Below are 25,647 nucleotides of genomic sequence, written 5' to 3' on the forward strand. Positions count from 1 at the left end.
CGTCGATTGATCGAACGCTGCTCCCCACCGGGTCGATCCCGTCGCAAGGGCCGAGCGTGTCAAGAAAAGGGAAAATCATCATGCGCTGCGGCCTGACCGTATCCAGCCTGCTCGCCCTGTCGAGTGCGATTGCCATGCCGGCGCAAGCCCAGCAAACCGATGCCGCTGCGGCCGCGCTTGTCACCCAATCGGGGCGCAACACCAGCTACAGCACTGCCTTCTTTGCCCAATATGCGCCCCGCACCGCGCTTGATATCGCCGGACGTGTCCCAGGCTTTGTGCTCGATCTTGGCAACCTCGACACGCGCGGCTTCGCGGGTGCCGCCGGCAATGTGGTCATCAATGGCGCGCGGCCCAGCTCGAAGGCTGAAACTCTCGAGACAACCCTCGCGCGCATTCCCGCAAATCGCGTGGTGCGTGTCGATGTTGGTCCCGGCGACCTTTACGGTGCGGAATATGCCACCAAGAGCCAGGTGCTGAACGTGGTCCTTTCGGCCGAAGGCGGGATCGACGGCAATGTCACCGTCTCGGCTCGACGTCTCTACACCGGCGATGTGATCCCCGACATCGCGGCCTCGGCCCTGATCCGCCGCGGGGCTTCGACGATCAACCTGTCCGCCGGCACGGGCAACCGCCTCAATCGCGAAGAAGGCACCGATACGCTGACCGACCCGGCAACCGGCGAACTGCTGGAATTCCGCCGCAAGCACAACAGTTACAAGGACTTCAATCCTTATGTCTCGGCGAGTTGGGCGCTTGAGCGTGCCAATGACAACGCCATCCGGCTGAACGGGCGCTGGTCGCCCGGCTCCTTTTACCTGACACAGCGCAATCATGTGGTGCCGGCAACTGGCCCGGAACGCGACGATGACCTGCTGCAGGATTTCAAGAATCCCGTGTTCGAGCTTGGCGGCGACATCACGCGCCCGCTTGCCGGCGGCGCCATCAAGCTGGTCGGCCTCGCCACCCGGCGTCAGCGCGACTGGCTCGAACGCTATCGCTTCCGCAGCGAGGGTGGGTCCGAGATCCTGGGCGGGTTCGAACAGTTCCAGGATGCCCAGCGTAATGAGACCATCTTGCGGCTGAACTGGACCCGGCAGAACTTAGCGGGATTCTCGTTCGAAGCAGGCGCGGAAGGCGCGCTCAACACGCTCGACCACAAGGTCCAGCTATTCGCATTCCTGGCTGGAGGTGAGCCGGTTCGGGTCGATCTTCCGGTCGACGAGGCGACCGTCAAGGAAAAGCGCGGTGAAGCCTATGTCAGGGTGGGCCGCCAGCTTTCGAGCGCGATCCGCCTCGATGCCGGTCTGAATTACGAGCGGTCCACACTCACGGTCCGCGGTGACACCATCGCCGACAGGACTCTGCAGTTTTGGAAGCCCAGCCTTACCCTGGACTGGCGCGGCAAGGGCGGCTGGCACGGCCAGCTTTCGGTCGAGCGCACGGTCGCGCAGCTCGATTTCTACGACTTCATCAGCGCCGCTGAGCTGTCCACCGACCGGATCAATGCCGGTAATCCCAATCTCATGCCCCAGCAGACCTGGCAGTTTCGGGCGATGCTTGAACATCCGATCCTGGGTGACGGCGTGGCGCGCGTGAACCTTGGCTATGACCGGGTCAACGATGTCCAGGACCGAATCCTGATCTTCGACGACGAGGGCAATGGCTATGATGCGCCGGGCAACCTCGGCACGGGCCAGCGCTATTTCGCGCGGCTGACCCTCGATGCACCGTTGGCAAAACTGGGCCTCAAGGGGATGCGTCTGAAGTTCAATGGCCAGCTTCAGCGCACCCGCGTCGAAGACCCTATCAGTGGAGAAAAGCGCGATTTTTCGGGGTTTTTTACTGACTGGGAATGGAACGGCGAGTTCCGCCACGACCTGGGAAAACTCTCCTACGGATTCGGAATTTCCGATCGCGATCGATTCACCTTTTACCGGACCGACGAATTTGACATCAATTTCAACGGCGGGCCTTACGCGACGGCTTTCGTGGAATATCGCCCAAGGGGCGGAACAACGATCACGCTCGATGTCGACAACGCCCTGGAAACAGCCGGTAAGCGGCATCGCCAGCTGTTCATCCCCAATCGGGCAAACACCATTCGGCGAATTGATGAATTTCGTGAGCGCAACCGCCACCTCAACATCGGACTGACCGTTCGGCATGCCTTTGGCGGCGGCGGGGTGGCGCGCGCCGGATAGCAAGGCTAAAGGCGCCCAAGACGCATCCTTTTCCCGGAGAGTGACTTGGGCGAGCCTGCCATCCTGCCGTTCGATTGGGCCGATCCGTTCGACCTTGACCACCAGCTGACCGATGAAGAGCGGATGGTCCGCGACACCGCCGAGGCCTATGCGCAGGACAGCCTCCAGCCGCGCGTGACCGAAGCCTATCTCAATGAGAATTTCGATCGAGAAATCCTCAGGGAAATGGGCAGTCTCGGACTGATCGGCGCAACTATCCCGCAGGAATTTGGCGGAGCAGGGCTCGGCTATGTGAGCTACGGCCTGATCGCCCGCGCCGTGGAACGGGTCGACAGCGGCTATCGCTCCGCGATGTCAGTGCAAAGCTCGCTCGTGATGCACCCGATCAACGCATATGGTTCGGACGAACAGCGCCGGAAGTATCTGCCCGGCCTTGCCTCTGGCGAACTGGTCGGCTGTTTCGGCCTGACCGAGCCCGACGCTGGCTCGGACCCCGACGGTATGCGTACCAAGGCGGTCAAGACGCCGGACGGCTACAAGCTCAGCGGCAGCAAGATGTGGATCACCAATTCGCCGATTGCCGATGTCTTTGTCGTTTGGGCAAAGTCGGAAGCGCATGGCGGCGCGATCCGCGGCTTCGTGCTCGAGAAGGGAATGAAGGGGCTGACCGCGCCCAAGATCAAGGAAAAGCTCAGTCTGCGCGCCTCGATCACCGGTGAAATCGTGATGGATGAGGTCGAGGTCGGCGAAGACGCCTTGCTGCCGAATGTCCAAGGCCTGAAGGGCCCGTTCGGTTGTCTTAACCGGGCCCGCTACGGAATCGGCTGGGGCGCGATGGGTGCTGCCGAAGCCTGTTACGCCGCAGCCCGCCAATATACGCTCGACCGCAAACAGTTCGGCCGCCCCCTCGCCGCCAACCAGCTGGTCCAGCTGAAACTGGCCAACATGGTGACCGAGATCAGCCTGGGGCTCCAGGCGGCGCTTCGTGTCGGACGCCGGATGGAAGAAGGGACCATGATCCCCGAGACCATCAGTCTCATCAAGCGCAACAACTGCGGCAAGGCGCTCGATATCGCCCGGATCGCGCGCGACATGCATGGCGGCAATGGGATCAGCGCGGAATTCCACGTGATGCGCCACTCGGCCAACCTTGAAACGGTCAATACCTATGAGGGCACGCATGACGTTCATGCGCTGATCCTGGGCCGGGCAATTACCGGCATTCCGGCCTTCTAGGCCTTGGCCGGACGCTTCAGCACAAGAGTTGGCTCTTGGTGGTAAGAAGATTCGGTAACCCGCTGGAATCCCAAACGGTCTGCCAGCGCCAGTGACGGTGCATTGGACGGATCGATGATCGCCCAGATGGGTGTCGGTTGCAGATGATCGTCCGCCCATGCCAGCACTGCGCGGCAGGCTTCACTTGCCATGCCCGTGCCATGGACTTCCGTGGCGAAAATCCAGCCCATCTCGGGCTCCTCGCCAAAGCGAGGCTCCAGCGCCCTCCAGGCATTGAACAGGCTAACCGTTCCAACGAGCCGGTGGTCGGCTTTGCGGACCACGGCCCAGCCGCCGAAACCCAGCAGGTCCCACATGCCTACGGACGCGGCAAGGCGGCGCCAGCAATCTTCTTCGGAGATACCTCGGCCGCCGACGAAGCGCATGACCTGGTCATCGCCTACGATCGCCATATGTGGCCGGAAATCTTGCTTGCGGTAGTGCCGAAGCAGCAATCGCTCGGTCTCCAGCGTCGGAGCCGAGCGATTCCTGGACCGGTTTGGCTGCCATGCCTCGGGCATGGCGGCGGGCTTTACTTCTTGCCCAGCGAAAGGCCGCCAAAGCGCTTGTTAAAGCGCGCGACCTGGCCACCGGTGTCGAGCAGACGGCTGTTGCCGCCAGTCCATGCCGGGTGCGCCGTCGGGTCGATTTCCAACTGCAGCGTGTCACCTTCGCTGCCCCAGGTGGAGCGCGTCTGGTAGGTGGTGCCGTCGGTCATCTGGACGGTGATGAAGTGATAATCGGGGTGAGTCCCGCTCTTCATGGCAATTTCCTTTGTCGTGGCTGGTTCCGACCAGCCTGAAAATGAGCCGCGCCCCTAGCCGATGCCAGGCTGCTTGACAAGGCGCCGGGACGGGTCGCAGTAGCAGCCTGCGACCAGGGTCCGGCGGTGTAATGCTGCCGGCGAAGGGGGAAGCCGGCGAATATCCGGCACTGTGCCCGCAACTGTGAGCCGCGCGAAGCGGCAAGTCAGATACCCGCCCCGGTCCGTCGTCCGTTTCCAAGGCCGGGACCAGCCATGGGACGTGGGCGGCACCGCGCTTGCCGCGTGCCTTCCCTCCGTGACGACCCGTCATGGACTTTGGGAAGGATATTCGATGTTGAGTTTGCCGCCGGTTGATGCCCCTTCGATCGTCGTGACCGCGTCCCGCGCGGAGCAGGAAGCCGCACAGACAGCGGCCAGTGTCAGCCTGATCGACCAGCAGCGTATCGACCGTCTGGGCCTGCCCTTGGTCCCCGATCTGCTCAGGCTGCTGCCCTCGACCAGCGTTGCGTCCAGTGGCCCGGCAGGGTCGCAGGTGCAGGTTCGAATCCGCGGTGCGGAGGCCAATCATAGCCTTCTCTACATTGAGGGAATCCGCGCCAATGATCCCGCCGCGGGCAATGAGGCGCGGTTCGAGCTTCTCAATGCCGACCTCGCCAGCCGGATCGAAATGGTCCGCGGCCCTCAGTCCGCGCTATGGGGTTCGGAGGCGATCGGCGGCGTCATCGCGGTCGATGGAACCCCGCTGGGGACCGGCGGCACCCATGCGCTTGTCGAATATGGCAGTCGCGACAGCTGGCGGGCAGCGGCCCGGACCGAAATCGGCAATGCCGACGGCGGCCTGTCGCTTGGCGTCGCCGGCCAGGGCAGCGACGGGATCGATTCCTATTTGGGCGGAGGCGAGCGCGACGGCTATCACAACCTCGCGTTCCGCGGCGCCGGGCGGCTTGAGCTTGCCGCCGGGGTCACGCTCGGCGTGTCAGGCTTCGCCCTTCGCGGAACAAGCGAGTTCGATGGCTATGACGCGGATTTCCGCCGCGCGGATACGCTTGACCAAACCCGCAACAATCTGGCCGCCGGGCGCATCTACGCGCAGCTTGGGGAACGGGATGCCGCCTATCTCCTGGCTTCTTCCAGTCTGCTCGGCTCTTCGAACCGCAACGCGGTCGCGGACATCGTGATTAATCGCACGGAGGCGCGGCGCCGGATATTGGCGATCGAGGGCGGTGTTCCGCTGGGTCCCGGGCAGCTCGCTTCGGCGCTGCAAGACGAATTCGAGCGTTTCGAGGCCCGCGACGTCGCCTATGGCGGCGCCACCGACCAGCGCAGGTCCCGGCGGCACCGGTCTTTTGCCCTGGAATGGAGCGGGCAATGGATCAAAGGTCTCACGACCGGCATTGCGGTGCGGCATGACGGCTTTTCCCGCTTCAAGGATGCCACGAGCTTAAGAGCCTCATTGCTCGCGGACCTCGGTCGCGGATTTGCGCTGGCGGCCAGCTACGGCGAAGGCATCGCCCAGCCCAGCTTCTTCGACCTGTATGGCTTCTTTCCGGGCAGTTTCGTCGGCAACCCCGACCTCAAGCCGGAATCGAGCCGCGGTGGCGAGCTCTCGCTGCGCTACGGCTCCCCTACCCTCACGGCCGGGATCACGCTCTATCGCCAGCGGCTCCGGGATGAAATCATCGGCACTTTCGACCCCGGCACATTTCTGTCCTCGACCGCAAATGCATCGGGACGAAGCAGGCGCAGCGGAGCGGAACTGGAGCTCGGGTGGAAGCCTGCTGCCAACCTCAACCTGACCGCCGTCTACGCCTATGCGAAGGCCAGCGAGCCCGGCGCTGCGGGACTACAGGTCAAGGAGCCGCGCCGGCCGAGGCATAGCGGCAGCATTGCCGCCGACGGCGTTGTTGGCAAGTTCACCTATGGCGTGGCCGTCGCCTTTACCGGTGAGCGCGGCGATACCGATTTCGATCGTTTTCCCGCTCTCGCAGTTAGACTCGATCCCTATTGGCTGGCCAGCGGGCAAGCAGCCTATGCCCTGTCGCGCAACATCCAGGCTCACGTCCGGGTCTCCAACGCCTTCGGCAGCCGCTACCAGGATGCCATCGGCTATCGAACGGAAGGGAGGAGCCTCCATGTCGGTTTCCGTTTTGCTGCTGGCAGCTAGCACTGCGGTCCGCGCCGCGTCGCTGAACCTGTGCACGGATGAATATCTGCTGCTGCTCGCCGGGCCCGGGCAGGTCGCCAGCGTCAGCCGGCTGTCACAGGACCCCGCCGATAGCGCGCTGTGGAAGATCGCAAGGCGCTACCCGGCCAACCGCGGGAGCCTGGAGGATGCGCTGTCGACGCGTCCAACTCTGCTCCTCACCATGGGCGGGGGCGGCCGCGCCACCTCCGAGATCGCCCGCCGGTTGCAGATCGCTACCCTGGACCTTCCGTTCCCAGCCAATGTCACGGATGTGGAACGCAACATGATTCGTGTCGCCTCGGCGCTGGGAGGTCCCTCCCTCGCCCGTCCCTGGCAACAAAGGCTCGCAGCATTACGGCGAGCGCCGAGCCCGTCACCGATCGACACGATCTTCCTTGCGGGTAGCGGATTGAGTCTGTCGCCCGGCTCCCCTGGAGCGGAATGGATGGACCTGGCGGGCTTCCGGCAACGCCGGCTTGCCGGCGGGAGAGCGACGCTGGAGAGTCTGACCATGACCCCGCCCGCTATTCTCCTGCGGTCCTCCTATCGCCGGGCGCAGCGGTCCCAGGGCCGGGCGTGGCTCGACCATCCCCTCGCCCGTCCGCGCGGCTCGCGGCTGATCGAAACCGATGGACGCCCATGGACCTGCGCCGGTCCGCTAATGCTTGCGGAAATCGAACGATTGAAGGGCCTGCGGTGAAGCTCTGGGCTGCTCTTCTCCTCCTTCTTTGCATCGCGGCGGCGCATCTTGTCCTGCCGATAGCAACGCTACGGGAGGCCGCAGGCATCGATCCCGGCCTTGCCCAGCTGTTACTCCTGGAGCTGCGCATGCCACGAACGCTGCTGGCTGCGGGCTACGGGGCCGTGCTTGGTATCGCGGGTGCGGCGCTGCAGGCGATGTTTGCTAACCCCCTGGCCTCCCCGGATATCAGCGGCGCCTCGAGCGGGGCGGCACTCGGGGCCGTGCTTGGCGGCTATTGGTTGGGACTTACCCAGCCCCTCGCCCTTGCCGCGAGCGGGGCAGCGGGCGCGCTACTGATGCTGGTGCTGTTGATCGTACTGGCCGGTCGTCGTTCCGACACGGCAACCCTGCTGCTCGCAGGCCTCGCAATCTCCCTCGCCGCCGGGGCCGCAACCAGCCTTGCGCTTGCGCTCGCGCCCTCGCCTTTCGCTTTTTATGACGCCTTTGACTGGCTGATGGGCAGCTTCGTCGACCGCAGCATCTCTCAAGCTGGCGCCGCCCTGATTCCCGCTTCACTTGCCGTCCTGCTGTTGATGCGACGCAGCTCTGCGCTCGATCAGCTCGCCTTGGGAGAAGATATTGCCGCCTCGCTCGGGATCCGGCCCACAGCGCTTTCTCGCGAGGTCATAGCTCTTTCCGCGGTCGCGGTCGGAGCCTGTGTGTCCGTCGCCGGGGCGATCGGCTTTGTTGGCCTTGTGGCACCCTATTTTGGTCGCCAAGTAAGCCGAGGCTATCCAGGTTCGGCGATGGTTCCCGCGGGAGTCATTGGCGCAGCATTGCTCCTTCTCGCCGACTTGCTGGTGCGGGCCGTTCCGCTCGACCGGTCGATTCCGGTTGGGGTGGTCACCGCCTTGTTCGGCACCCCGCTCTTTCTCTGGCTGGTCGTTACGATGCGGCGCAGGGTGGCGGCATGACGTCACTTTCCGCCCATGGGATCGCGATCGCAGGTCGTTTGGAACCGACCGACCTGGCCATCGAAAAAGGGCAGATGGTCGCGGTCGTCGGACCGAACGGCGGCGGGAAAACCAGCCTGCTTCGGGGCTTGGCCCAAGTTGAACATGCCAAGGGCTGCGTCACCGTCGATGGCGAGCAGGTCGACCTCGCGCAACCCGCACGGCGGCGCCAACTCCTGTCATTCATGCCCGCGTCCCGGGACCTCAACTGGCCGATCGCGGTCCGCGACGTCATCGCGCTAGGTCAGGAACAGCGCGATGATGATCGGATCGATCAGCTTCTCGATTCACTGGAGTTAGGGCAGTTGGCGGATCGACCGGTGAACCAGCTCTCGACTGGCGAGCGCACAAGAGTGCTGATGGCGCGCGCTTGGGCAGCTAATCCCAAACTCCTATTGCTCGACGAGCCCCTGTCCAACCTCGATCCCTATTGGGTCCTTCGGTTCCTGACTATCTTCCGAAGCGCGGCCGAGGCTGGACAGTCCCTGCTCGTCGCGGTCCATGACCTTGCGCTTTTACCCGAATTCGACCGCGTATTGCTGGTTGCCGATGGGAAGGTGCAAATGGACGAAACGCCCGCAGACCTCCTGGCCGGCGAGCGTTTCCTCGATATCTTTCGGCTCGCAAGCGGCTCCGACGGCCGCTGGATCATCAGTCCTTCGGCGGTTCCGCGATCATTGCCGTGAACTGTGCCTCGGCGGCCAGCTTGCCGTTGACCGAGGCGCGCCCGGCAAACTTGCAAACGCTCGCGCGCTTCTGGACAAATTCGACGTCCAGTTGAAGCAGACAGCCTGGCTCGACCGGCGTCCGGAACTTGGCGCCCTCGATCGCCATGAAATAGACCAGCTTCCCGCTGTTCGCGAGCCCGAGACTCTCGACCGCGAGCACACCCGCCGCCTGGGCCAATGCCTCGACGATCAGCACACCGGGCATGATCGGGCGGCCCGGGAAATGCCCCTGGAAGAATTGCTCGTTCATGCTCACCGCCTTGATCGCGGTGATCGACTGGTCGGGGACGAGGGTTTCGACCCGATCGACGAGCAGAAGTGGATAACGGTGGGGCAGTGCCGCCATCACCCGCCGGATATCCAGCGGGCCGATGGCGGCACCCGAACTCAGGTCGCTCACCGGCCCTGGGTGGCCTGCGGCTGCTGCTGCTGCGGCAGCGGGGTCAGGCTGACCGACGGAAGGGTCTGGTTGACCGCGGCGAGGACTTCATTGGTGACGTTGATCGCCTGGCCATGGGCCAGGGTGGCATCAACGTCGACCGCCACATTGGCGCCCTTCTGCGTCATGACAGTGTTAATGGCCGGACGCAGGCGGTCGTTGATCTGGCGAAGGACATTGGCCTGGATCGACTGGATGTTCTGCTGGGTACGGGCCAGTTCCTCATTCGCCTGCTGCTGCCGCTGCTGGAACGTCTGCGCGCGGGTGCGAAGCGCGGCGTCGGGTTCCTTACCCTTCAGCGCCTCGACCGCGGTGCGGATCGCCTCGCCTTCTGGACGGAGCTGGTTGGCAAGCGTCTGCTGGCGGGTCTGCAAAGCCGTAACCTGGCTCTGCAGCTGAGTCTGCGCAGTGCGGCAAGCGGTGCACTCGCGGTAAATGCGGTCGGTATCGACGACGACTACGACTGCCGCGGGAGTGCGCTGTGCAATGGCGGGGGTTGCGATGGCGGTGGCCGCAAGCAGGGCGGCGGTAAGACGGTACATCATCAGAATTGAGTCCCTACGTTAAAGGAGAAGAGTTTCGTGTCGTCGCCTTCCTGCGTCAGCAGGGCTTTGGCGAGATCGATGCGCAGCGGGCCAAAGGGCGACACCCAGTTGACGCCTACGCCGACCGAAAGGCGCGGCTTGGGCGAATTGCCCCGGAAAAATTCCTTGAACCCCGAACCCTGGACATAGGTGAAGCCGGTCGGGCAAGTCTCGCCCGGTTCCAGCACCACGGCGTCGCCGGGAAGCTCGCCCGGAGGCGGCGCCGGCGCGGCGCAGCGGCCAGGGAAGTCCGTGAGAATCGGCTTCTTGAGGCCCCAGACCGAGCCCACGTCGACAAAGGCGGACGGACGCAGGCCAAGGCTGCGCATGCCGGAACTGGTCGGGAACTCGACTTCGATCCTGCCCATATAATAGGCCCGGCCACCGAGGGAATCGCTGAACAATTCCTTGGCGTCCTCATCCAGTTCCGTGGCGCTAGCGTAACGCTGGCGGACGATCCTCGGCCCGATCCCGCGGACATCGAAGCCGCGCAGCTGGGCGCCGTAGAAACGGTCGTTCAGGCGAATGGCGTCGCGTCCCGCGCCCTTCGACGCCTCGAGCGGATGGATATAGCCGCCTTCCGCGTGCGCCGACAGGATGAACCCGGCCGGAAGCTGCCAATATTTCGTCCCATCGAGCCGGGTGCGCAGATATTTGGTATCGCCGCCAAGGCCCGCGAAATCCTGGCTCAGCACCAGCCGCTGCCCGCGGGTGGCGCGAATGCCATTCGTGTTGTCGAACGCCACGGTATAGCCGACCGACGAGGTCACGCGCGTTCCCAACTCGTCGCAAAGATATCGCCCTGCGATGGATGGGTTACAAACGGGGCCGAGTGGGCCGTTGGTCGGCGGCAGCGGGCCCGGCCCGTCGGGATCGACGAGGTCGGGATCGAAAAAGAAGACATCCTTGTCGAGCGTGATTTCGTCGAACACGAGCGAATAGCGGGTTCCGAATGACACGAACTCGGTTACCGGGAAGCCAAGGCGCACGGCGCCGCCGATCTGCCGCTGCCCGTAGGTCCGGTCACGCCGGTTGTCCTCGTCGAACCGGAAGCTGCTGTAGTCGCGAATGAACAGGTCGCCGCCGAGCAGGATGCTCTTGTCGAACAGGTAGGGCTCGGTGAAGCCCAGCTGGACCGACTTGGAATAGCGAGAATAGTTCACGCCGGCCTGAAGCTGTTGCCCCTTGCCCATGAAATTACGCTGCGCGATCGAGCTTGAGATGACGAACCGTTCAAGGCTCGAATAGCCGGCGGAAAGCTGCAGCTCACCGGTCGACTTTTCCTCAAGATCGACGTTCAGGACAACCCGGTCGTCGGCCGACCCCCGCTCCTGCTTGATCTCGAGATTTTCCTGGAAGAAGCCGAGACTTTGAATGCGATCCTGGCTCCGCTTCACCTTCAGCGCATTGAATGCATCGCCTTCATTGAGGCGGAATTCGCGCCGGACGACCTTGTCGCGAGTGACGGTGTTGCCCTGGATGTTGATCCGCTCGACGTAGACGCGCGGGGTTTCCGCAACGCGGAAGGTGATCCCCATCTCCTTCTTCTCGGCGTCGCGATTATAGTCCGGCTGGACATCCGCAAAGGCATAGCCCGCGGAGCCGGCAATTTCGTTGAGGCCGGTGACGGTGTCCTCGACCGCCTTGGCGTCGAACCATTCGCCCGGCTTGATCTTGATCAGCCCCTTGAGGAATTCGGCGCTGAGATCGCGTACTTCGCTTTCAGCCTCGATCGCGCCGAACTTGTACCGGTCGCCTTCCTCGACGACATAGGTGATGACGAAATCGCGGCGATCGGGGGTCAGCTCCGCCAACGCCGACACGACGCGGAAGTCGGCATAACCTTCGGTCAAGTAGAAAGCGCGAAGCTTCTGCTGGTCGGCCGCAAGGCGATCGGGATCGTAGCTATCGTTCGACTTGATGAAACCGAGGAGCCCGCCCGCTTCCTTGGTAAACATCTCCTTGCGGAGCCGGCCGTCCGAATATTGCTCGTTTCCGATAATATTGATCGCCCGCACCTTCGACACTGCGCCTTCATTGATTTCGAAGACGAGGTCGACGCGGTTCTGGTCGAGCTGCACGACCTTGGGCTCAACGGTCGCTGCAAACCGGCCCTGGCGACGATAAAGCTCAATGATCCGGTCAACGTCGGCGCGGACCTTGGAACGCGTGAAAATCTGTCGCGGCGTCAGGCGGATTTCGGGTTGGATCTTGTCATTCTTGATCCGCTTGTTCCCCTCGAGGACGATGCGGTTGATGACCGGATTTTCGCGGACGGTGATGACCAGGTTGCCGGTTTCGGCTCCGGTGATCACGACATCGGCGAACAGTTCGGTAGCGTAAAGATCCTTCAGGGCCTGATCGAGCGTCTCCGCGTTATATTCGACGCCCGGGGAAAGATTGGAGTAGCTGCGGACCGTCTCAGGCTCGATGCGCTCGGCACCGACGACGCGGATCGACCGGATCATGCCCGAGGTCGGCGCGGCGACAGGAGCGGGCTGGGCGGCAGCCGCCGGAGGCGATTGGACGTCCTGTGCCAGGACAGGAGAGGCTCCGCCGCCGAGGATCGTCCCTACCAGGAGAATGCTGCACAACCGCTGGGTTGATGTAGTGCTGTTGGAAATCACGCGTCCCCGCCCTGAGTTGCTGGGCGGCGCCATGGGCTTACGGCGCCGCAGATGATGTGTAGCCCTGCCCCAACCATGTCAGCCAATCAAGCTTCCAAGTCGTTCGAACAGGCCAAAAGAAGCCAAGTCGTTGACCGTGGTGAATATGAGCAAAGCCATCAGCAATGCCAGTCCGCCACGAAATGCCCATTCCTGCGCCCGCTCACTGACCGGACGTCGCCGCAATCCCTCCGCAGCATAGAAGACCAGATGTCCGCCATCGAGCATAGGAACTGGCAAGAGGTTGATGAACCCGAGATTTATGGAGAAAAGCGCGATCAGCTGGAAAAACTCAAATGCGCCCAGACTCGCTTGCTGGCCAGCTATCTGAGCCATCTTCAGCGGACCCCCCAAATCTTCGGTCGAACGTTGCCCAGTTATGATCTGGCCAAGGCCGTCGATCATCGACCTGGTGAGCGCGACCGTATAACCGGCGGCTGCGGGCACGATCTCGAGGGCAGGCAGCCGCTCCAGGGTCCGCTGGCTGCCCAGCACGCCAAGCAAGCCGATGCGATATTCCTGGCCAAAGTCGTCGGAGATAACCTGTTCGCCTAGCCGGGCCTGGAAGCTGCGTTGCGCGCCGCCGCGCTGGACGACGATGGTCACGTCCTCGCCGGGACGAAGTGAGACGATCCGCCGCATGTCCTCGAAAGATTCGGTTTCCTGACCGGCCACGGCCTCGATCCGGTCGCCGGGCTGGAGGCCGATGGATTGCGCGACACTGCCGGGCTGCACCTGCCCGACAATCGCCGGCGTCCGGGGCATTCCGAAGACAGCGAAGAAGCCAGCAAAAATCGCGATCGCCAGCAGGAAATTGGCCATCGGGCCGGCAAGGACGATCAGGAACCTTTGCCACCAGGGCTTGAGGTGAAACGCGGTCGATCTAAGCGCGTCAGGGACGTCTGCGGCTGGGTCCGGCTGGCTTGCCGGGTTCATATCGCCGACGAAACGCACGTAGCCGCCAAGAGGAAGCCAGCCAATCTTCCAGCGCGTTCCGCGCTTGTCGGTCCAGCCGCCGATTTCACGTCCGAATCCGATGGAAAATTGCTCGGCGCCGACCCCGAACCAGCGCGCCACCCAATAATGACCGAGCTCGTGGAAAAAGACGAGCGGACCGATCGCCAGCAGGAACGCAATGGCGATGAACCAGAGGGGCGGTTGTTCGAACATCAGGCGGCGAGCTCGCTCATCAGTCGGTTGGCCATTGCCCTTGCTTGGCGGTCAATGTCGATAACCTCGGCGATGGACTGGGGCGCACCCACGCCCATCCGAGCCAAAGCCTCCTCTACCGTCGCGACGATGTCGAGAAAGCCGATCCGCCGCCCGAGAAAGGCAGCGACCGCTTCCTCGTTGGCGGCATTCAGGATCACCGGAGCGGCGCCACCGGCCTTGAGCGCGTCGCGGGCGACCCGAAGTGCCGGGAAGCGCGTCACATCGGGCGCTTCGAAGGTCAATTGGCCAATCTTCTGAAGATCGAGCCGCTCTGAAGGAGTGGTCATCCGCTCCGGCCAAGCCAGCGCCGAGGCGATCGGAATACGCATGTCCGGGCTGCCCAACTGGGCCAAAACCGAGCCGTCGACATATTCGACCATGGAATGAATGACCGACTGGGGGTGAACGAGGATGTCGATGCGGTTCTCGGGTAAGCGGAAAAGGTGATGAGCCTCGATCAGCTCGAGTCCCTTGTTCATCATCGTCGCGGAATCGACGCTGATCTTGGCGCCCATCGTCCAATTGGGGTGAGCGACGGCCTGCTCGGGCGTAATGCCGCCCATGTCGCTCCGCGCCCAGGATCGGAAAGGCCCGCCGCTGGCGGTCAGAACCAGCCTTGCGACATCTTCTTCACGATTTCCCGCAAGGCACTGAAATATAGCATTATGTTCGCTATCAACAGGCAGGATTCTGGCATTCGACCGGCGTGCCGCCTTGGTCATCAGTTCGCCCGCCGTGACCAAAGCTTCCTTATTGGCAAGCGCCACCGTTCGGCCCGAGGAAATGGCCGCCATCACCGGTTCCAGCCCCGCGCAACCGACAATCGCCGCCATGACGAAGTCGGCCTCAGCAGCGGCCTGGCAAAGCGCCTCGCGCCCAGTCGCAGCCCGGCAACCCGAACCGGACAGCCGTTCTTCCAACTCGGGAAGCAGCCCGGGGTCGGCGATCACCGCAAGTCTGGCCCTCGTCCGAACCGCAGCATCTGCCAGCTTCGCGACATTGCGCGCTGCAGTGAGGGCGCCGACTTCGAACCGCTCCGGATTACGATCGATCAAGTCGAGCGTCGAGCCGCCGACTGAACCCGTGGCGCCAAGGATGGAGATTTTTTTGCGAGTCACAGCCAACCTGCCAACAGCAAGCTGGCGGTCAGCACGGCTACGGGGACCAACCCGTCGAGCCGGTCGAGCAGGCCGCCGTGACCGGGAAGCCATGTCCCGCTGTCCTTGACCCCTGCCCGCCGTTTCAAGCCGCTCTCGAACAGGTCGCCCATTTGCGACGCAATGGCAAAAGGCGCCGCCAACCAAAGCAGCGCGCCCGGCAGGCTCGCGGCAAGCGCCCAGGATCCCGCCGCCAGCGTTGCCGCGGCGACGCCGCCGGCAAGCCCTGCAATCGTCTTGTTGGGGCTGATCGAAGGCGCCAGCTTCGGTCCGCCGATCGCTCGACCCGCGAAATAGGCACCGATATCTGTCGCCCACGTCACCAGGAAGACCCAGATGAGGAGGTCGAAGCCGGAGCCCACCCCATCGAACTCCGCCCGCTCGCGCACCCAGAGCAGGGCAAGGGCTGGCAGCAGGCAATAGACGAAGCCCAGGACTTTCCAGCCCAGCCCCCAGCCGGTCACGATCCGCGACCATTCGACGTACATGATCGTCGCCCCGGTCGCGGCCAGGATCGCAAATGGCCAGCCGCCCAGCAGTGCCGCGACCAGCGCGACGGCAATCATCATGACGCCGACCAGGCTTCGCTTTGAAAGATCGCTCATCGTCCGCCGAATCTGCGCTGGCGGGCGGCGAATTCCCCAAGTGCCGCCTCGAACCCGGCTTCGTCGAAATCCGGCCACAGCGTATCGACGAAGACCAGCTCTGCGTAAGCGGCCTGCCACAACAGGAAGTTCGACAGGCGCTTCTCGCCCGAGGTCCGGATCAAGAGGTCGAGCTCAGGCCATTGCGCCGTATGAAGTTCCTTGGCCAGGTCTGATTCATCGATCATCGCTGGATCTAGTTCGCCCGCGCTGGCGGCTTGCGCGAGCCGCCTCGCTGCACCGGCAATCTCGGCCCTCGAACCATAGTTCAGCGCCACCACCAGGGTCAGCCGGTCATTGGCGGCGGTCCGCTCGACCGCGCTCTTTAACCGCTTGACCAGCCCCTCCCCGAAGGGTGTCGGATCGCCGATCAGTTCGAGCCGCACGCCCTCTCGGGCGAGTTCGTCCAATTCCCGCTCGAGGTAAAAGCCGAGTAGACCCTTAAGGTCGCTGACTTCTTCTTCAGGCCGCCGCCAATTTTCCGAAGAAAAAGCGTAAAGTGTAAGTACTTGAACGCCGTTCTTCACGGCTGCGCGCAAAACTTTCCGGACCGCCTCGGCACCGGCCCGATGGCCAGCGACCCGCGGAAGGCCGCGGCGCGCCGCCCAACGGCCATTGCCGTCCATGATGATCGCGACATGCTGCGGGGCGCCGCCGCCGTCGGCGTGCGGACTGCCCCCTTCCATCGCGGCCGGCCTAGGCGTCACTTACCGAGGATTTCCTGTTCCTTGGCATGAGCCGTTGCGTCGATCTCCTTGATCGTGTCGTCGGTCATCTTCTGAACTTCGGTGTCGAGCCGCTTATGCTCGTCCTCGCTGATTTCCTTCTTTTTCTCGTCGTTCTTCAGCGCGTCCATGCCATCACGGCGGACATTGCGGACTGCGATCCGGGCCTTTTCGGCATATTGGCCCGCCAATTTGGCCAATTCCTTGCGCCGCTCCTCGGTCAGGTCGGGAATCGGCAGGCGGATCATCTGCCCGTCGACGATCGGATTGATCCCCAGGCCGGCGTTGCGGATCGCCTTTTCGACCGACGACAAATTGCCCTTGTCCCATACCTGCACCGAAATCAGCCGCGGTTCGGGCACAGACACGGTGGCGACCTGGTTGATCGGCATGTTCGCACCGTAGACTTCGACCTGGACCGGATCGAGCAAGGCGGTCGACGCGCGGCCGGTACGGAGACCGGCCAGGTCGTGCTTCAACGATTCCAGTGCGCCATGCATGCGGCGCTGGATGTCGTTCTTGTCATAGGCGGGCATCGCTTACTCCTCGTTTCTGACGACCGTGGCAGTTCCGCGTCCGGCCAGCACTTCGGCAAGATTGCCCGGCTGGCGGATGTTGAACACAACGATCGGGATGTTGTTGTCTCGGCAAAGGGCCACGGCGCTGGCGTCCATGACCTTCAAATCATCGGCCAGCACGCGATCGAAGCCGATCGTGTCATAGCGCCTGGCTCCGGCTTTTTTCTTGGGATCGGCGTCGTAAACGCCGTCGACGCTGGTGCCCTTGAACAGCGCGTCGCACTTCATTTCGGCGGCCCGCAGCGCGGCGCCGGTGTCCGTGGTGAAATAGGGGCTTCCGACACCAGCGGCGAAAATCACCACCCGGCCCTTGGCGAGATGGCGCTCCGCGCGGCGGCGGATGACCGGTTCGCAAACCTGGTCCATCTTGATTGCCGACTGGACCCGAGTCTCCACGCCCATCTGTTCCAGTGCATTCTGGACAGCGAGCGCGTTCATCACCGTGGCCAGCATGCCCATATAGTCGGCCTGGGCCCGGTCCATGCCCTTGGCAGCGCCGGCCATGCCGCGAAAGATATTCCCGCCGCCGATGACCAGGCAGATCTCCAGGCCCTGCTCTTTGGCGGCCTTTACCTCGGCTGCCATGTTGGCGACCGTGTCGGGGTCGATCCCGAACTGTCCCGCCCCCATCAACGCCTCACCCGACAACTTCAGCAGGATTCGGTTAAAGCGGGGTCGGGTCATGGAAAGGTCGTTCCTCGTCTGGGCCAGATACGCGAAGGGCGGATGCGCTCTTACGGCGCACCCGCCCTGATGCCAACCGCCTATGATGGCGGCAAGCGGCGCGTTCAGGCGACCGGCTCGTCCTTTTTCACGCCGGCGGCGGCGGCGACTTCGGCGGCGAAGTCGCTTTCCGCCTTCTCAATGCCCTCACCCAGCTGGAAACGCTCGAAGGCCTTCAGCGTGATCGACGAACCCGCATCCTTGCCCGCCTGGGCAACGACGTCGGCGACCGGAGTCTTGTTGTCCATCACGAACAGCTGGCTGAGCAGTGCGTTTTCCTTGCGGAACTTGGCCATCGAGCCTTCGACCATCTTTTCGACGATGTTGGCCGGCTTGCCGCTCTCGTTGGCCTTTTCGATGGCAATTGCCCGCTCGCGCTCCATCAGCGCGGCGTCGAGGCCGTCGGCATCCAGGGCCAGCGGGTTGGCGGCCGCGATGTGCATCGCGATCTGCTTGCCAAGCGCCTGAAGCGTGTCGGCCGGAGCCGCGCTTTCGAGCGCGACCAGCACGCCGATCTTGCCCATGCCGGTTGCAACCGCATTGTGGACATAGCTGACGACGGCGCCTTCGCGCACTTCGAGCAGCGCAGCGCGGCGCAGCGACTGATTCTCGCCGATCGTCGCGATATTATCGGTAAGCTTTTCCTCGACCGTTCCGCCACCCGGATAGGCAGCCGTCTTGAGCGCGTCGACGTCGCCGTTAGCGGCAAGCGCCAGTTCGGACACGTTGCGAACAAATTCCTGGAACTGCTCGTTCTTGGCTACGAAGTCGGTTTCCGAATTGACTTCGACCACCGCGCCCTTGGTCCCGGCGACAGCAACGCCGACCAGGCCTTCGGCTGCGGTGCGGCCAGCCTTCTTGGCGGCGGCTGCCAGGCCCTTGGCACGCAGCCAATCGACCGCGGCCTCCATCTCGCCGTTGTTCTCGGCAAGCGCCTTCTTGCAGTCCATCATGCCGGCGCCCGTGCGCTCGCGCAGTTCCTTCACCGAAGCGGCGGTGATTTCAGCCATGTTTCTATCCTCCGAAAATGGGAAAATGGGGCGCGCCGCGGGATATTCCACCCCCGCGACGCGCCCCCGATTGTCAGGTCGCGAAGGGCTTTAAGCCTCGAGCGCGGCTTCCGCCGGCGGCTCGGCCATCGCGCCGATATCTTCACCGCGCGACTGGGCGCCACCGGTCTTGCCGGCACTGGCCGCACCGGCCACTGCTTCGCAATAAAGGCGGATGGCGCGGCTCGCGTCATCATTGCCCGGGACGGGGAAAGCGATGCCCTGCGGGTTCGAATTGCTGTCGAGGACGGCAATGACCGGAATTCCCAGCACATTGGCTTCCTTGATCGCCAGCTCTTCCTTGTTCGTGTCGATCACGAACATCACGTCGGGCAGGCCGCCCATGTCGCGGATGCCGCCTAGCGAATTCTCGAGCTTGTCCCGCTCGCGGGTCAGCTGCAGCACTTCCTTCTTGGTGAGGCCGGCGGTGTCACCCGACAGCTGCTCTTCCAGGCTCTTGAAGCGCTTGATCGAGTTGGAGATGGTTTTCCAGTTGGTCAGCATGCCGCCGAGCCAGCGGTGGTTGACGAAATGTTGCCCGCTCGAACGGGCCGCTTCCGCTACCGCGTCCTGAGCCTGGCGCTTGGTGCCGACGAACAGGACCTTGCCGCCGCGGGCGACGGTCTGCTGCACGAAATCGAGTGCGCGGGCGAACAGCGGAACGCTCTGCGACAGATCGATGATGTGCACGCCGTTGCGGTCGCCGAAGATGTACGGCTTCATCCGCGGGTTCCAGCGATGGGTCTGGTGGCCGAAGTGCGCTCCGGCTTCGAGCAATTGCTGCATGGTGACGACATTGGTCGCCATAGGGATAGTCTCCTTCCGGTTATGCCTCGGTGGAACCGTGTCACCGGCCAATGGCCGGCACCGGTATGGGAGTTCCACCTGTGGGATGGCGGCGCCCCTAGCCCAAGCGCTCCGTCATTTCAAGCGCTGGTCGTGGCGGGGCGACGCTCAGAGTAGAACGAAAAAGGAACATTGGCCTTGACAAGGTCAGAACATTACGGGAACATCACTCAAATCAGTGCCGCTGACGGCTGGTTTGGAACCCACCGTGTTCCTCAACTGTTCAGCGCAAAACGAGAGGAACTGCCAATGTTTGCCATGCTCGCCTCGGTCGTCGCTCTAGGGCTTGTCTTGGGATTGCTGGCCGGCATGGCGCGTCAGGACGGGGCGAAGGTCCTCGCTGCACTTGCCGGTAATAGCTGGCTTGCAAATCCGCCTCAGGCCGCCCGGCCAATCACTGTCAGGCTCAGTTCGCGCCTTCAGGTGCAGCAGCCGCTGCGGGCAAAGCCCCGGCTGCGCGCCGCCGCTTGACCCTGGCATAGCTGGCCATGCTGAACGGCAGCATCGCAAGATAGGCCAGCGATAGGATCAGCAACGTCGCCCAGGGCGCATTGAGCAACGCCGCGCCCAGCAGCGCGACACCGGCAAGCGCAAAAAGCCTCCACCCGCGACGGATGCGGATCGAGGTCCAGCTATAGGTCGGGACGCTCGAAATCATCAGCAAGGCGATAAACAGCGTCCAGGGAAGCACCAGCACCCAGCTGCGAAACAGATCGTTCCCGCTGATCAGCCACACATAAATGGGCATGAAGGCCAGTCCCGCGCCCGCCGGCGCCGGGACCCCGGTATTGAACCCGGCGGACTTGTGCGGCTGGTCACCGGAATCGATCCGGGCGTTGAAGCGCGCAAGTCGCAAGGCGCAGCACACCGCCAGCGCCAAAGCGGCAATCCAGCCGAATCGCGGAGCATCCTGCAGCGACCAAAGGAAGACGATCAGCGCGGGCGCCGTACCGAAGGCAATATTGTCCGACAGGCTGTCGAGTTCCGCGCCGAACCGGCTTTGGGCCTTGAGCAAACGGGCGATGCGGCCGTCAAAACCGTCAAGCACCCCCGCCAGCACAATGGAGGCCAGCGCCTGCGGCCAGTCGCCAGTGATCGCGAAGCGCACGCCCGTCAGGCCGAAACACAGCGCCAGCACCGTAATCGCGTTGGGCGCGAACGCCCGAAGCGGGATGCCCCGCTGGTCGGACAGCTCGCTCACTGGCTGATGCCGCCACGCTGGGGATCGATGCCGAGCTCGCCGAGGATCGTCTCGCCGGCGATCGTGCGCTGGCCGAGGATCACGGCCGGACCGGTGCCCGCCGGAAGGAACACGTCGACCCGGCTCCCAAAGCGGATGAGACCGATCCGCTCGCCAGCGGCTACGCGGTCACCTTCCTTTACGAAGGACATGATCCGCCGGGCGACAAGACCTGCGATCTGGGTAAATCCGATTGCAACGCCATCCTCGCGCTCGACCAAGAAATGCTGGCGCTCATTGTCCTCGCTGGCCTTGTCCAAGTCCGCGTTGAGGAACTTGCCGGGCACATAGGCGATGCGTTTGACCGTTCCGGCGATCGGCGAGCGATTGATGTGTACGTCAAACACGCTCATGAAAATCGAAACACGGGTGAACTCGCCCGAAAGCCCGCTCTCTCCCGCCAGCTCCAGCGGCGCGCGCACGCGGCTGATCATGGTCACCAGCCCGTCGGCCGGGGCAACGATTAGACTGGGATTCTGCGGTGTTGTCCGAACCGGATCCCGGAAGAAAGCCGCCACCCAGATGGTCAGGCCAACCAGCAGCCAGCCGAAGATGTCCGGCAGCGCGGTGAATCCGATCAGTGCGAGGAAGGCGGAGATCAGGGTGAATTTGCGACCCTCGGGATGGACCGAAGGAAAACGCCATTTGACTGCGGTCAGCTGGCTGTCGGGCTTGTCGATTGCAGGCATGGCCCCTCCTTAGACAGGCCGATGCGGCTGCACAATGGAGTGCGGTTGCCATGCCCGGCACGACTGCCTAAGGCCCGCGACAACCTCAGAACGAACGAAAGCAGGGCCTGCGCAATGACGAAGATCAAGGTGAAGAACCCGATCGTCGAACTCGACGGCGATGAGATGACCCGGATCATCTGGGAATGGATTCGCGAACGGCTGATCCTTCCCTATCTCGACGTCGACCTGCTCTATTATGACCTTTCGGTCCAGAAGCGCGACGAGACCGACGATCGGATCACGGTGGAGGCCGCCGAGGCGATCAAGACGCACGGCGTCGGCGTCAAATGCGCGACGATCACGCCGGACGAGCAGCGCGTCGAGGAATTTGGGCTCAAGAAGATGTGGCGTTCGCCCAATGGCACGATTCGCAACATCCTTGGCGGCGTCGTCTTTCGTGAGCCGATCGTCATCCAGAATGTGCCCCGGCTGATCCCCGGCTGGACCGATCCGATCGTCGTCGGCCGCCATGCCTTCGGCGACCAGTACAAGGCCACGGACTTCAAAGTACCCGGTCCGGGCAAGCTGACCATCAAGTTCGTCGGCGAAGACGGACAGACGATCGAGCATGAAGTGTTCGACTTCCCCTCTGCCGGCGTTGCCATGGGCATGTACAACCTCGACGAGTCGATCCGCGACTTTGCCCGGGCTTGCATGAATTATGGCCTTCAGCGGCAGTGGCCGGTCTATCTGTCGACCAAGAACACCATCCTCAAGGCCTATGACGGCCGCTTCAAGGACATCTTCCAGGAGATTTACGAAGCCGAGTTCAAGGCGGCATTCGAGAAGGCCGGGATCGAATATCAGCACCGCCTGATCGACGACATGGTCGCGTCCGCGCTCAAATGGAGCGGAAAATTCATCTGGGCCTGCAAGAATTACGATGGCGACGTCCAGTCTGACCAGGTCGCCCAGGGCTTCGGCTCGCTTGGCCTGATGACCTCGGTGCTGATGACCCCGGACGGCAAAACGGTCGAAGCCGAGGCCGCGCATGGCACCGTGACCCGTCACTATCGCCAACACCAGCAAGGCAAGGCGACGTCGACGAACCCGATCGCATCGATCTTCGCCTGGACCGGCGGCCTCAAGTTCCGCGGCAAGTTCGACGAAACCCCCGAAGTGGTCCGGTTCGCGGAAACGCTGGAGCGGGTTTGCATTGAAACCGTCGAAAGCGGCAAGATGACCAAGGATCTCGCGCTTCTCGTCGGGCCCGAACAGGCCTGGATGACCACCGAACAATTCTTCGAGGCCATCCGCCAGAACCTGGAGAAGGCCATGGCTTCGCCGGAAACGGCCGCGGCGCTTTAAGGTGGTTCGGCAGAACTCGAAAGCGCGCCTCGAAATCAGGGCAGCGACACCGGACGACGTTCCCGGCATCGTTGCGCTGGTCAAGCGCTGCTACAAGGACCTGCCGACCTACACGCCCGGCGAAGTCCGCGGCCAGATCAACAATTATCCCGAGGGCTGCTTCGTTGCCGTCCTCGACGATCAATATGTCGGATATTGCGCCTCGATGCGGATTGCCGGCGCGCTGGCGATGACGCAGCATAGCTGGCGGGAAATCACGGGCGCCGGCTATGGCTCGCGTCACGACCCCAACGGCGAATGGCTTTATGGGTACGAAATGTGCGTCGACCCCGAAGTGCGGGGCAGCCGGATCGGCCGGCGCATCTATGCCGAGCGCCGTTCTCTGGTCGAACGGCTCGACCTTTCCGGCATCATCTTCGCCGGCCGGATGCCGAATTACGCCAAATATCGGAAAAAATTCGCGGATCCTCGCGCCTACCTGGCCGCTGTCGCCGCCGGGGAGATTCACGATCCGGTGATCCGTTTCCAGCTGGCCAACGGGTTCGAAGCGGTCGACGTGATGGAGGATTACCTGCCCTCCGACGCCAAGTCGTTGGGCAATGCCGCGCTGATGGTGTGGCGCAATCCCTACGTCGATCACGACCAGCCCAAGAAATTCCGTGTCCCAAGGGGCGTTGAAAGCGTCCGCATTGCAACCTGTCAGCTGCAGGCCCGCGCCGTCGCGAACTTCGAAGAATTTATTTCCAATATCGAATATTTCGTTGATGTTGCAGCGGGTTATCAGTCGGACTTCGTAGTTTTTCCAGAATTGTTCACGCTGCAGCTCCTGTCTTACGAGCCGCAGGAATTGAGCCCGGTCGACGCAATCGCCCGCCTCACCACTTACACGCCGGAAATCCGCAAGGCGCTGGCGGACATGGCGATGCGCTACAATATCAACATCATCGGCGGGTCCCATCCGACGCTTGCCGACGACGGTGACGTTCAGAACGTATCCTACATCTGCCTTCGCAACGGTGCGGTCCACGAGCAGGAAAAGATCCACCCGACCCCTAACGAGCGCTACTGGTGGAACATCAAGGGCGGTGACAGCATCGACGCCATCCAGACCGACTGCGGTCCGATTGGAGTTCTGATCTGCTACGACAGCGAGTTCCCCGAGCTTGCCCGCCGATTGGTCGACCAAGGTGCGCGGATCATCTTCACGCCGTTCTGCACGGACAGCCGCCAAGGCTATTTGCGGGTGCGCTACTGCTGCCAGGCGCGGGCCATCGAAAATCAGTGTTTCGTCGTCATGTCGGGGAATGTCGGCAACCTCCCCAACGTTCACAACATGGACGTCCAATATGCGCAAAGCTGCATCCTGACTCCGTGCGACTTCCCCTTCGCGCGTGACGGCATTGCCGCCGAGGCGACCGAGAACGTCGAAACCATGACCATTAGCGAGGTTAACCTCGCCGATCTGAGTTGGGCGCGCGCGGAGGGGACCGTGCGCAATCTCGCCGATCGCCGCTTTGACCTCTACAACGTCAATTGGAACCGCCATCCGGTGCAGCATCGCCGGGAATTGGCGATCGCCCCGACGTCCGCCGGAAAACATGGGCCTGGCGGCGGTTAAGCCATCGGAGAGCGAACCCGCTCGCGCCTTATTCCCAGACCGATCATCCGCCCGGGAATGCGTCGCAGCAACGGATAGCGATCGAGCAACCGCACAATTCGCGGCGGGCGCACTGATCCTCCGGCCAGTACCCGGCCAATAATCCCGTTCTGCGCAGCGACTTGCCCGCTCTGGATGAGGCGCGTCGGGAAGAGGCGGCGCCGTTCAACCTGCGCCAGCAGGGCATCGACCTCCCTCCCCTCTCTCACTGGCCGGGCCAGGGCGTTGGCGGCGGCCACCGCGTCCTGGATCGCGAGATTTATGCCGATGCCGCCAATTGGGCTCATCGCATGGGCCGCATCGCCGATCGCCAGCAATCCCGGCCTGGCCCAGCGGTCGAGACGGTCGACGCTGACCGACAAAAGCTTGATGTCGTCCTGTCTGGCCGGAAGGTCGCCCTCTAACCGGACGTCGGGAAAGGCGCCGCGCACCTCGTCCAGCAGCCATTCGATACCCTTGGCCCTCACCTTGGCCTCCTCGCCCTTGGCGATGAGGAATGCGGTCTGCCAATAATCGCCGCGGTCAATCAGGACGACCATCCGACCCGGCCTGACCGACCCGCGCAGCGAATCGCCCCCTTCATCGATCTTGGGCAGACGGAACCACAGCACGTCCATCGGCGCGCCCAGCACCGTGAGCGGGAGGATCCGGAGCGAACGCACCAGCGATGATCGGCCGTCGGCGGCAATCACCAGCTTTCCGGCCCGCTCTTCCCGTCCGGACATATAGCGAATGCCAACGATCCTACCGCCTTCCTCGAGAAAGTCTGCGACGGGTTCGTTCATCGCCAGCGAGAAGGTCGGGAATGCCGCGGCCTCGTCACGGAGGAAATCGAGGAAATCCCATTGCGGCATCATCGCGATAAATGGCGCCGGCGTGTCGAGATGGGAGAGGTCACCGATAGTGAACTCCTCGTCCCCGATCCGAATCCTCGCCTTGTCGATACGGTCGTGTGGGCGCGTCAGAAAGCGTCGCAGCATGCCCAGCTGATCGAGGATTTCCATTGTCGACGGATGAACCGTGTCCCCCCGGAAATCGCGGTAGAAGTCGGGATGTTTTTCCACCACTCGTACCGAAATGCCGGCCCGGGCGAACAGCAGGCCCGCCATCATGCCCGCAGGCCCGCCTCCCACAATCAGCACATCGGTCATTGCGCGATTGGACGACGCCATGACGTCAATTTCAAGCCCCGCCGCGCCGCCCTCGATCCGCAACGCCACGAGATTGGACCGGGA

At 63.2% G+C, this 25,647-nt stretch carries 24 protein-coding genes and 1 riboswitch; of the genes, 8 read left to right on the forward strand and 16 right to left on the reverse strand.

Features of this window, described 5'->3' with window-relative positions; all coding sequences use genetic code 11:
- The first annotated feature begins 80 nt into the window (after nt 1-80).
- The gene (locus FMM02_RS00725; RefSeq protein WP_147493076.1) at nt 81-2,204 is read left to right on the forward strand and encodes an outer membrane beta-barrel protein; all 2,124 of its coding nucleotides are present in this window, start codon (nt 81-83) and stop codon (nt 2,202-2,204) included.
- A gap of 45 nt (nt 2,205-2,249) precedes the next feature.
- Nucleotides 2,250-3,440 carry an acyl-CoA dehydrogenase gene (locus FMM02_RS00730; protein ID WP_246104788.1) on the forward strand — a complete coding sequence of 397 codons (1,191 nt, stop codon included), beginning with the start codon at nt 2,250-2,252 and terminating at the stop codon, nt 3,438-3,440.
- Here FMM02_RS00730 and FMM02_RS00735 read toward each other — a convergent pair.
- On the reverse strand, nt 3,437-4,000 hold the full coding sequence (locus FMM02_RS00735; protein ID WP_147493078.1) for a GNAT family N-acetyltransferase: 564 nt from the start codon (nt 3,998-4,000) through the stop codon (nt 3,437-3,439). The two genes, FMM02_RS00730 and FMM02_RS00735, sit on opposite strands and share 4 nt — an antisense overlap.
- Nucleotides 4,001-4,011: 11 nt before the next feature.
- Nucleotides 4,012-4,242, reverse strand: a complete 231-nt coding sequence (gene rpmE, locus FMM02_RS00740; RefSeq protein WP_147493079.1) for a 50S ribosomal protein L31 — start codon at nt 4,240-4,242, stop codon at nt 4,012-4,014.
- A gap of 99 nt (nt 4,243-4,341) precedes the next feature.
- Nucleotides 4,342-4,478: riboswitch (cobalamin riboswitch) on the forward strand.
- Between the two features lie 98 nt (nt 4,479-4,576).
- On the opposite strand from rpmE, the gene FMM02_RS00745 reads away from it, so the two are divergent.
- Genes FMM02_RS00745 through FMM02_RS00755 form a run of 4 tightly spaced genes read left to right on the forward strand, consistent with a single transcriptional unit; the run spans nt 4,577 to nt 8,811 of the window.
- The gene (locus FMM02_RS00745; RefSeq protein WP_147493080.1) at nt 4,577-6,409 is read left to right on the forward strand and encodes a TonB-dependent receptor domain-containing protein; all 1,833 of its coding nucleotides are present in this window, start codon (nt 4,577-4,579) and stop codon (nt 6,407-6,409) included.
- Nucleotides 6,378-7,130 (forward strand): substrate-binding domain-containing protein, encoded by a 753-nt coding sequence (locus tag FMM02_RS11125; protein WP_187107797.1) that lies wholly within the window; start codon nt 6,378-6,380, stop codon nt 7,128-7,130. Before FMM02_RS00745 ends, FMM02_RS11125 begins: the two co-directional genes overlap by 32 nt.
- Nucleotides 7,127-8,086 (forward strand): FecCD family ABC transporter permease, encoded by a 960-nt coding sequence (locus FMM02_RS00750; RefSeq protein ID WP_187107798.1) that lies wholly within the window; start codon nt 7,127-7,129, stop codon nt 8,084-8,086. Before FMM02_RS11125 ends, FMM02_RS00750 begins: the two co-directional genes overlap by 4 nt.
- Nucleotides 8,083-8,811, forward strand: a complete 729-nt coding sequence (locus FMM02_RS00755) for an ABC transporter ATP-binding protein (protein WP_147493082.1) — start codon at nt 8,083-8,085, stop codon at nt 8,809-8,811. Before FMM02_RS00750 ends, FMM02_RS00755 begins: the two co-directional genes overlap by 4 nt.
- Here the strand turns inward: FMM02_RS00755 and fabZ are convergent.
- From fabZ to FMM02_RS00820, 13 genes are all read right to left on the reverse strand, one after another.
- The gene (fabZ, locus tag FMM02_RS00760) at nt 8,777-9,199 is read right to left on the reverse strand and encodes a 3-hydroxyacyl-ACP dehydratase FabZ (RefSeq protein WP_246104839.1); all 423 of its coding nucleotides are present in this window, start codon (nt 9,197-9,199) and stop codon (nt 8,777-8,779) included. The two genes, FMM02_RS00755 and fabZ, sit on opposite strands and share 35 nt — an antisense overlap.
- 50 nt (nt 9,200-9,249) lie before the next feature.
- Nucleotides 9,250-9,837, reverse strand: a complete 588-nt coding sequence (locus tag FMM02_RS00765; protein ID WP_147493083.1) for an OmpH family outer membrane protein — start codon at nt 9,835-9,837, stop codon at nt 9,250-9,252.
- The gene (bamA, locus tag FMM02_RS00770) at nt 9,837-12,536 is read right to left on the reverse strand and encodes an outer membrane protein assembly factor BamA (protein WP_147493084.1); all 2,700 of its coding nucleotides are present in this window, start codon (nt 12,534-12,536) and stop codon (nt 9,837-9,839) included. The genes FMM02_RS00765 and bamA overlap by 1 nt, the downstream gene beginning before the upstream one ends.
- Before the next feature lie 45 nt (nt 12,537-12,581).
- On the reverse strand, nt 12,582-13,712 hold the full coding sequence (gene rseP / locus FMM02_RS00775) for an RIP metalloprotease RseP (protein ID WP_147493085.1): 1,131 nt from the start codon (nt 13,710-13,712) through the stop codon (nt 12,582-12,584).
- Nucleotides 13,712-14,878, reverse strand: a complete 1,167-nt coding sequence (locus tag FMM02_RS00780; protein ID WP_246104789.1) for a 1-deoxy-D-xylulose-5-phosphate reductoisomerase — start codon at nt 14,876-14,878, stop codon at nt 13,712-13,714. The genes rseP and FMM02_RS00780 overlap by 1 nt, the downstream gene beginning before the upstream one ends.
- Nucleotides 14,869-15,516 (reverse strand): phosphatidate cytidylyltransferase, encoded by a 648-nt coding sequence (locus FMM02_RS00785; RefSeq protein ID WP_147493087.1) that lies wholly within the window; start codon nt 15,514-15,516, stop codon nt 14,869-14,871. Before FMM02_RS00785 ends, FMM02_RS00780 begins: the two co-directional genes overlap by 10 nt.
- The gene (gene uppS, locus FMM02_RS00790; protein WP_147494911.1) at nt 15,513-16,241 is read right to left on the reverse strand and encodes a polyprenyl diphosphate synthase; all 729 of its coding nucleotides are present in this window, start codon (nt 16,239-16,241) and stop codon (nt 15,513-15,515) included. Before uppS ends, FMM02_RS00785 begins: the two co-directional genes overlap by 4 nt.
- Before the next feature lie 17 nt (nt 16,242-16,258).
- Complete coding sequence (frr, locus tag FMM02_RS00795) at nt 16,259-16,816, reverse strand: ribosome recycling factor (protein WP_147493088.1); 558 nt, start codon at nt 16,814-16,816, stop codon at nt 16,259-16,261.
- A gap of 3 nt (nt 16,817-16,819) precedes the next feature.
- Entirely contained in the window at nt 16,820-17,542 is a 723-nt protein-coding gene (gene pyrH, locus FMM02_RS00800) for a UMP kinase (RefSeq protein ID WP_147493089.1), read from the reverse strand.
- A 104-nt stretch (nt 17,543-17,646) separates the two neighbouring features.
- Complete coding sequence (gene tsf / locus FMM02_RS00805) at nt 17,647-18,591, reverse strand: translation elongation factor Ts (protein ID WP_147493090.1); 945 nt, start codon at nt 18,589-18,591, stop codon at nt 17,647-17,649.
- Nucleotides 18,592-18,681: 90 nt separating this feature from the next.
- On the reverse strand, nt 18,682-19,437 hold the full coding sequence (gene rpsB, locus FMM02_RS00810) for a 30S ribosomal protein S2 (protein ID WP_147493091.1): 756 nt from the start codon (nt 19,435-19,437) through the stop codon (nt 18,682-18,684).
- 445 nt (nt 19,438-19,882) lie between these two features.
- Nucleotides 19,883-20,677: a CDP-alcohol phosphatidyltransferase family protein gene (locus FMM02_RS00815; protein ID WP_147493092.1), complete on the reverse strand. Its 795-nt coding sequence runs from the start codon at nt 20,675-20,677 to the stop codon at nt 19,883-19,885.
- Nucleotides 20,674-21,405: a phosphatidylserine decarboxylase gene (locus tag FMM02_RS00820; RefSeq protein ID WP_147493093.1), complete on the reverse strand. Its 732-nt coding sequence runs from the start codon at nt 21,403-21,405 to the stop codon at nt 20,674-20,676. Before FMM02_RS00820 ends, FMM02_RS00815 begins: the two co-directional genes overlap by 4 nt.
- Nucleotides 21,406-21,519: 114 nt before the next feature.
- On the opposite strand from FMM02_RS00820, the gene FMM02_RS00825 reads away from it, so the two are divergent.
- Nucleotides 21,520-22,755: an NADP-dependent isocitrate dehydrogenase gene (locus FMM02_RS00825; protein WP_147493094.1), complete on the forward strand. Its 1,236-nt coding sequence runs from the start codon at nt 21,520-21,522 to the stop codon at nt 22,753-22,755.
- Nucleotide 22,756: 1 nt separating this feature from the next.
- A complete protein-coding gene (locus tag FMM02_RS00830) occupies nt 22,757-24,373 on the forward strand; it encodes a nitrilase-related carbon-nitrogen hydrolase (protein ID WP_147493095.1) in 1,617 nt (538 codons plus the stop codon).
- On the opposite strand, the gene FMM02_RS00835 is transcribed toward FMM02_RS00830, so the two are convergent.
- Nucleotides 24,370-25,563 (reverse strand): FAD-dependent oxidoreductase, encoded by a 1,194-nt coding sequence (locus FMM02_RS00835; protein ID WP_246104790.1) that lies wholly within the window; start codon nt 25,561-25,563, stop codon nt 24,370-24,372. The two genes, FMM02_RS00830 and FMM02_RS00835, sit on opposite strands and share 4 nt — an antisense overlap.
- Between the last annotated feature and the right edge of the window lie 84 nt (nt 25,564-25,647).

It is taken from the genome of Sphingomonas xanthus, assembly GCF_007998985.1.
Taxonomy (GTDB): domain Bacteria; phylum Pseudomonadota; class Alphaproteobacteria; order Sphingomonadales; family Sphingomonadaceae; genus Sphingomicrobium; species Sphingomicrobium xanthum.

Coding starts and splice junctions, on each gene's coding strand:
- FMM02_RS00725 (WP_147493076.1), top strand. CDS start 81: ATGCGCTGCGGCCTGACCGTATCCAGCCTGCTCGCCCTGTCGAGTGCG.
- FMM02_RS00735 (WP_147493078.1), bottom strand. CDS start 4,000: ATGCCCGAGGCATGGCAGCCAAACCGGTCCAGGAATCGCTCGGCTCCG.
- rpmE (WP_147493079.1), bottom strand. CDS start 4,242: ATGAAGAGCGGGACTCACCCCGATTATCACTTCATCACCGTCCAGATG.
- FMM02_RS00745 (WP_147493080.1), top strand. CDS start 4,577: ATGTTGAGTTTGCCGCCGGTTGATGCCCCTTCGATCGTCGTGACCGCG.
- FMM02_RS11125 (WP_187107797.1), top strand. CDS start 6,378: ATGTCGGTTTCCGTTTTGCTGCTGGCAGCTAGCACTGCGGTCCGCGCC.
- FMM02_RS00755 (WP_147493082.1), top strand. CDS start 8,083: ATGACGTCACTTTCCGCCCATGGGATCGCGATCGCAGGTCGTTTGGAA.
- fabZ (WP_246104839.1), bottom strand. CDS start 9,199: ATGGCGGCACTGCCCCACCGTTATCCACTTCTGCTCGTCGATCGGGTC.
- FMM02_RS00765 (WP_147493083.1), bottom strand. CDS start 9,837: ATGATGTACCGTCTTACCGCCGCCCTGCTTGCGGCCACCGCCATCGCA.
- bamA (WP_147493084.1), bottom strand. CDS start 12,536: ATGGCGCCGCCCAGCAACTCAGGGCGGGGACGCGTGATTTCCAACAGC.
- rseP (WP_147493085.1), bottom strand. CDS start 13,712: ATGTTCGAACAACCGCCCCTCTGGTTCATCGCCATTGCGTTCCTGCTG.
- FMM02_RS00785 (WP_147493087.1), bottom strand. CDS start 15,516: ATGAGCGATCTTTCAAAGCGAAGCCTGGTCGGCGTCATGATGATTGCC.
- uppS (WP_147494911.1), bottom strand. CDS start 16,241: ATGGAAGGGGGCAGTCCGCACGCCGACGGCGGCGGCGCCCCGCAGCAT.
- frr (WP_147493088.1), bottom strand. CDS start 16,816: ATGCCCGCCTATGACAAGAACGACATCCAGCGCCGCATGCATGGCGCA.
- pyrH (WP_147493089.1), bottom strand. CDS start 17,542: ATGACCCGACCCCGCTTTAACCGAATCCTGCTGAAGTTGTCGGGTGAG.
- tsf (WP_147493090.1), bottom strand. CDS start 18,591: ATGGCTGAAATCACCGCCGCTTCGGTGAAGGAACTGCGCGAGCGCACG.
- rpsB (WP_147493091.1), bottom strand. CDS start 19,437: ATGGCGACCAATGTCGTCACCATGCAGCAATTGCTCGAAGCCGGAGCG.
- FMM02_RS00820 (WP_147493093.1), bottom strand. CDS start 21,405: ATGCCTGCAATCGACAAGCCCGACAGCCAGCTGACCGCAGTCAAATGG.
- FMM02_RS00825 (WP_147493094.1), top strand. CDS start 21,520: ATGACGAAGATCAAGGTGAAGAACCCGATCGTCGAACTCGACGGCGAT.
- FMM02_RS00835 (WP_246104790.1), bottom strand. CDS start 25,563: ATGACCGATGTGCTGATTGTGGGAGGCGGGCCTGCGGGCATGATGGCG.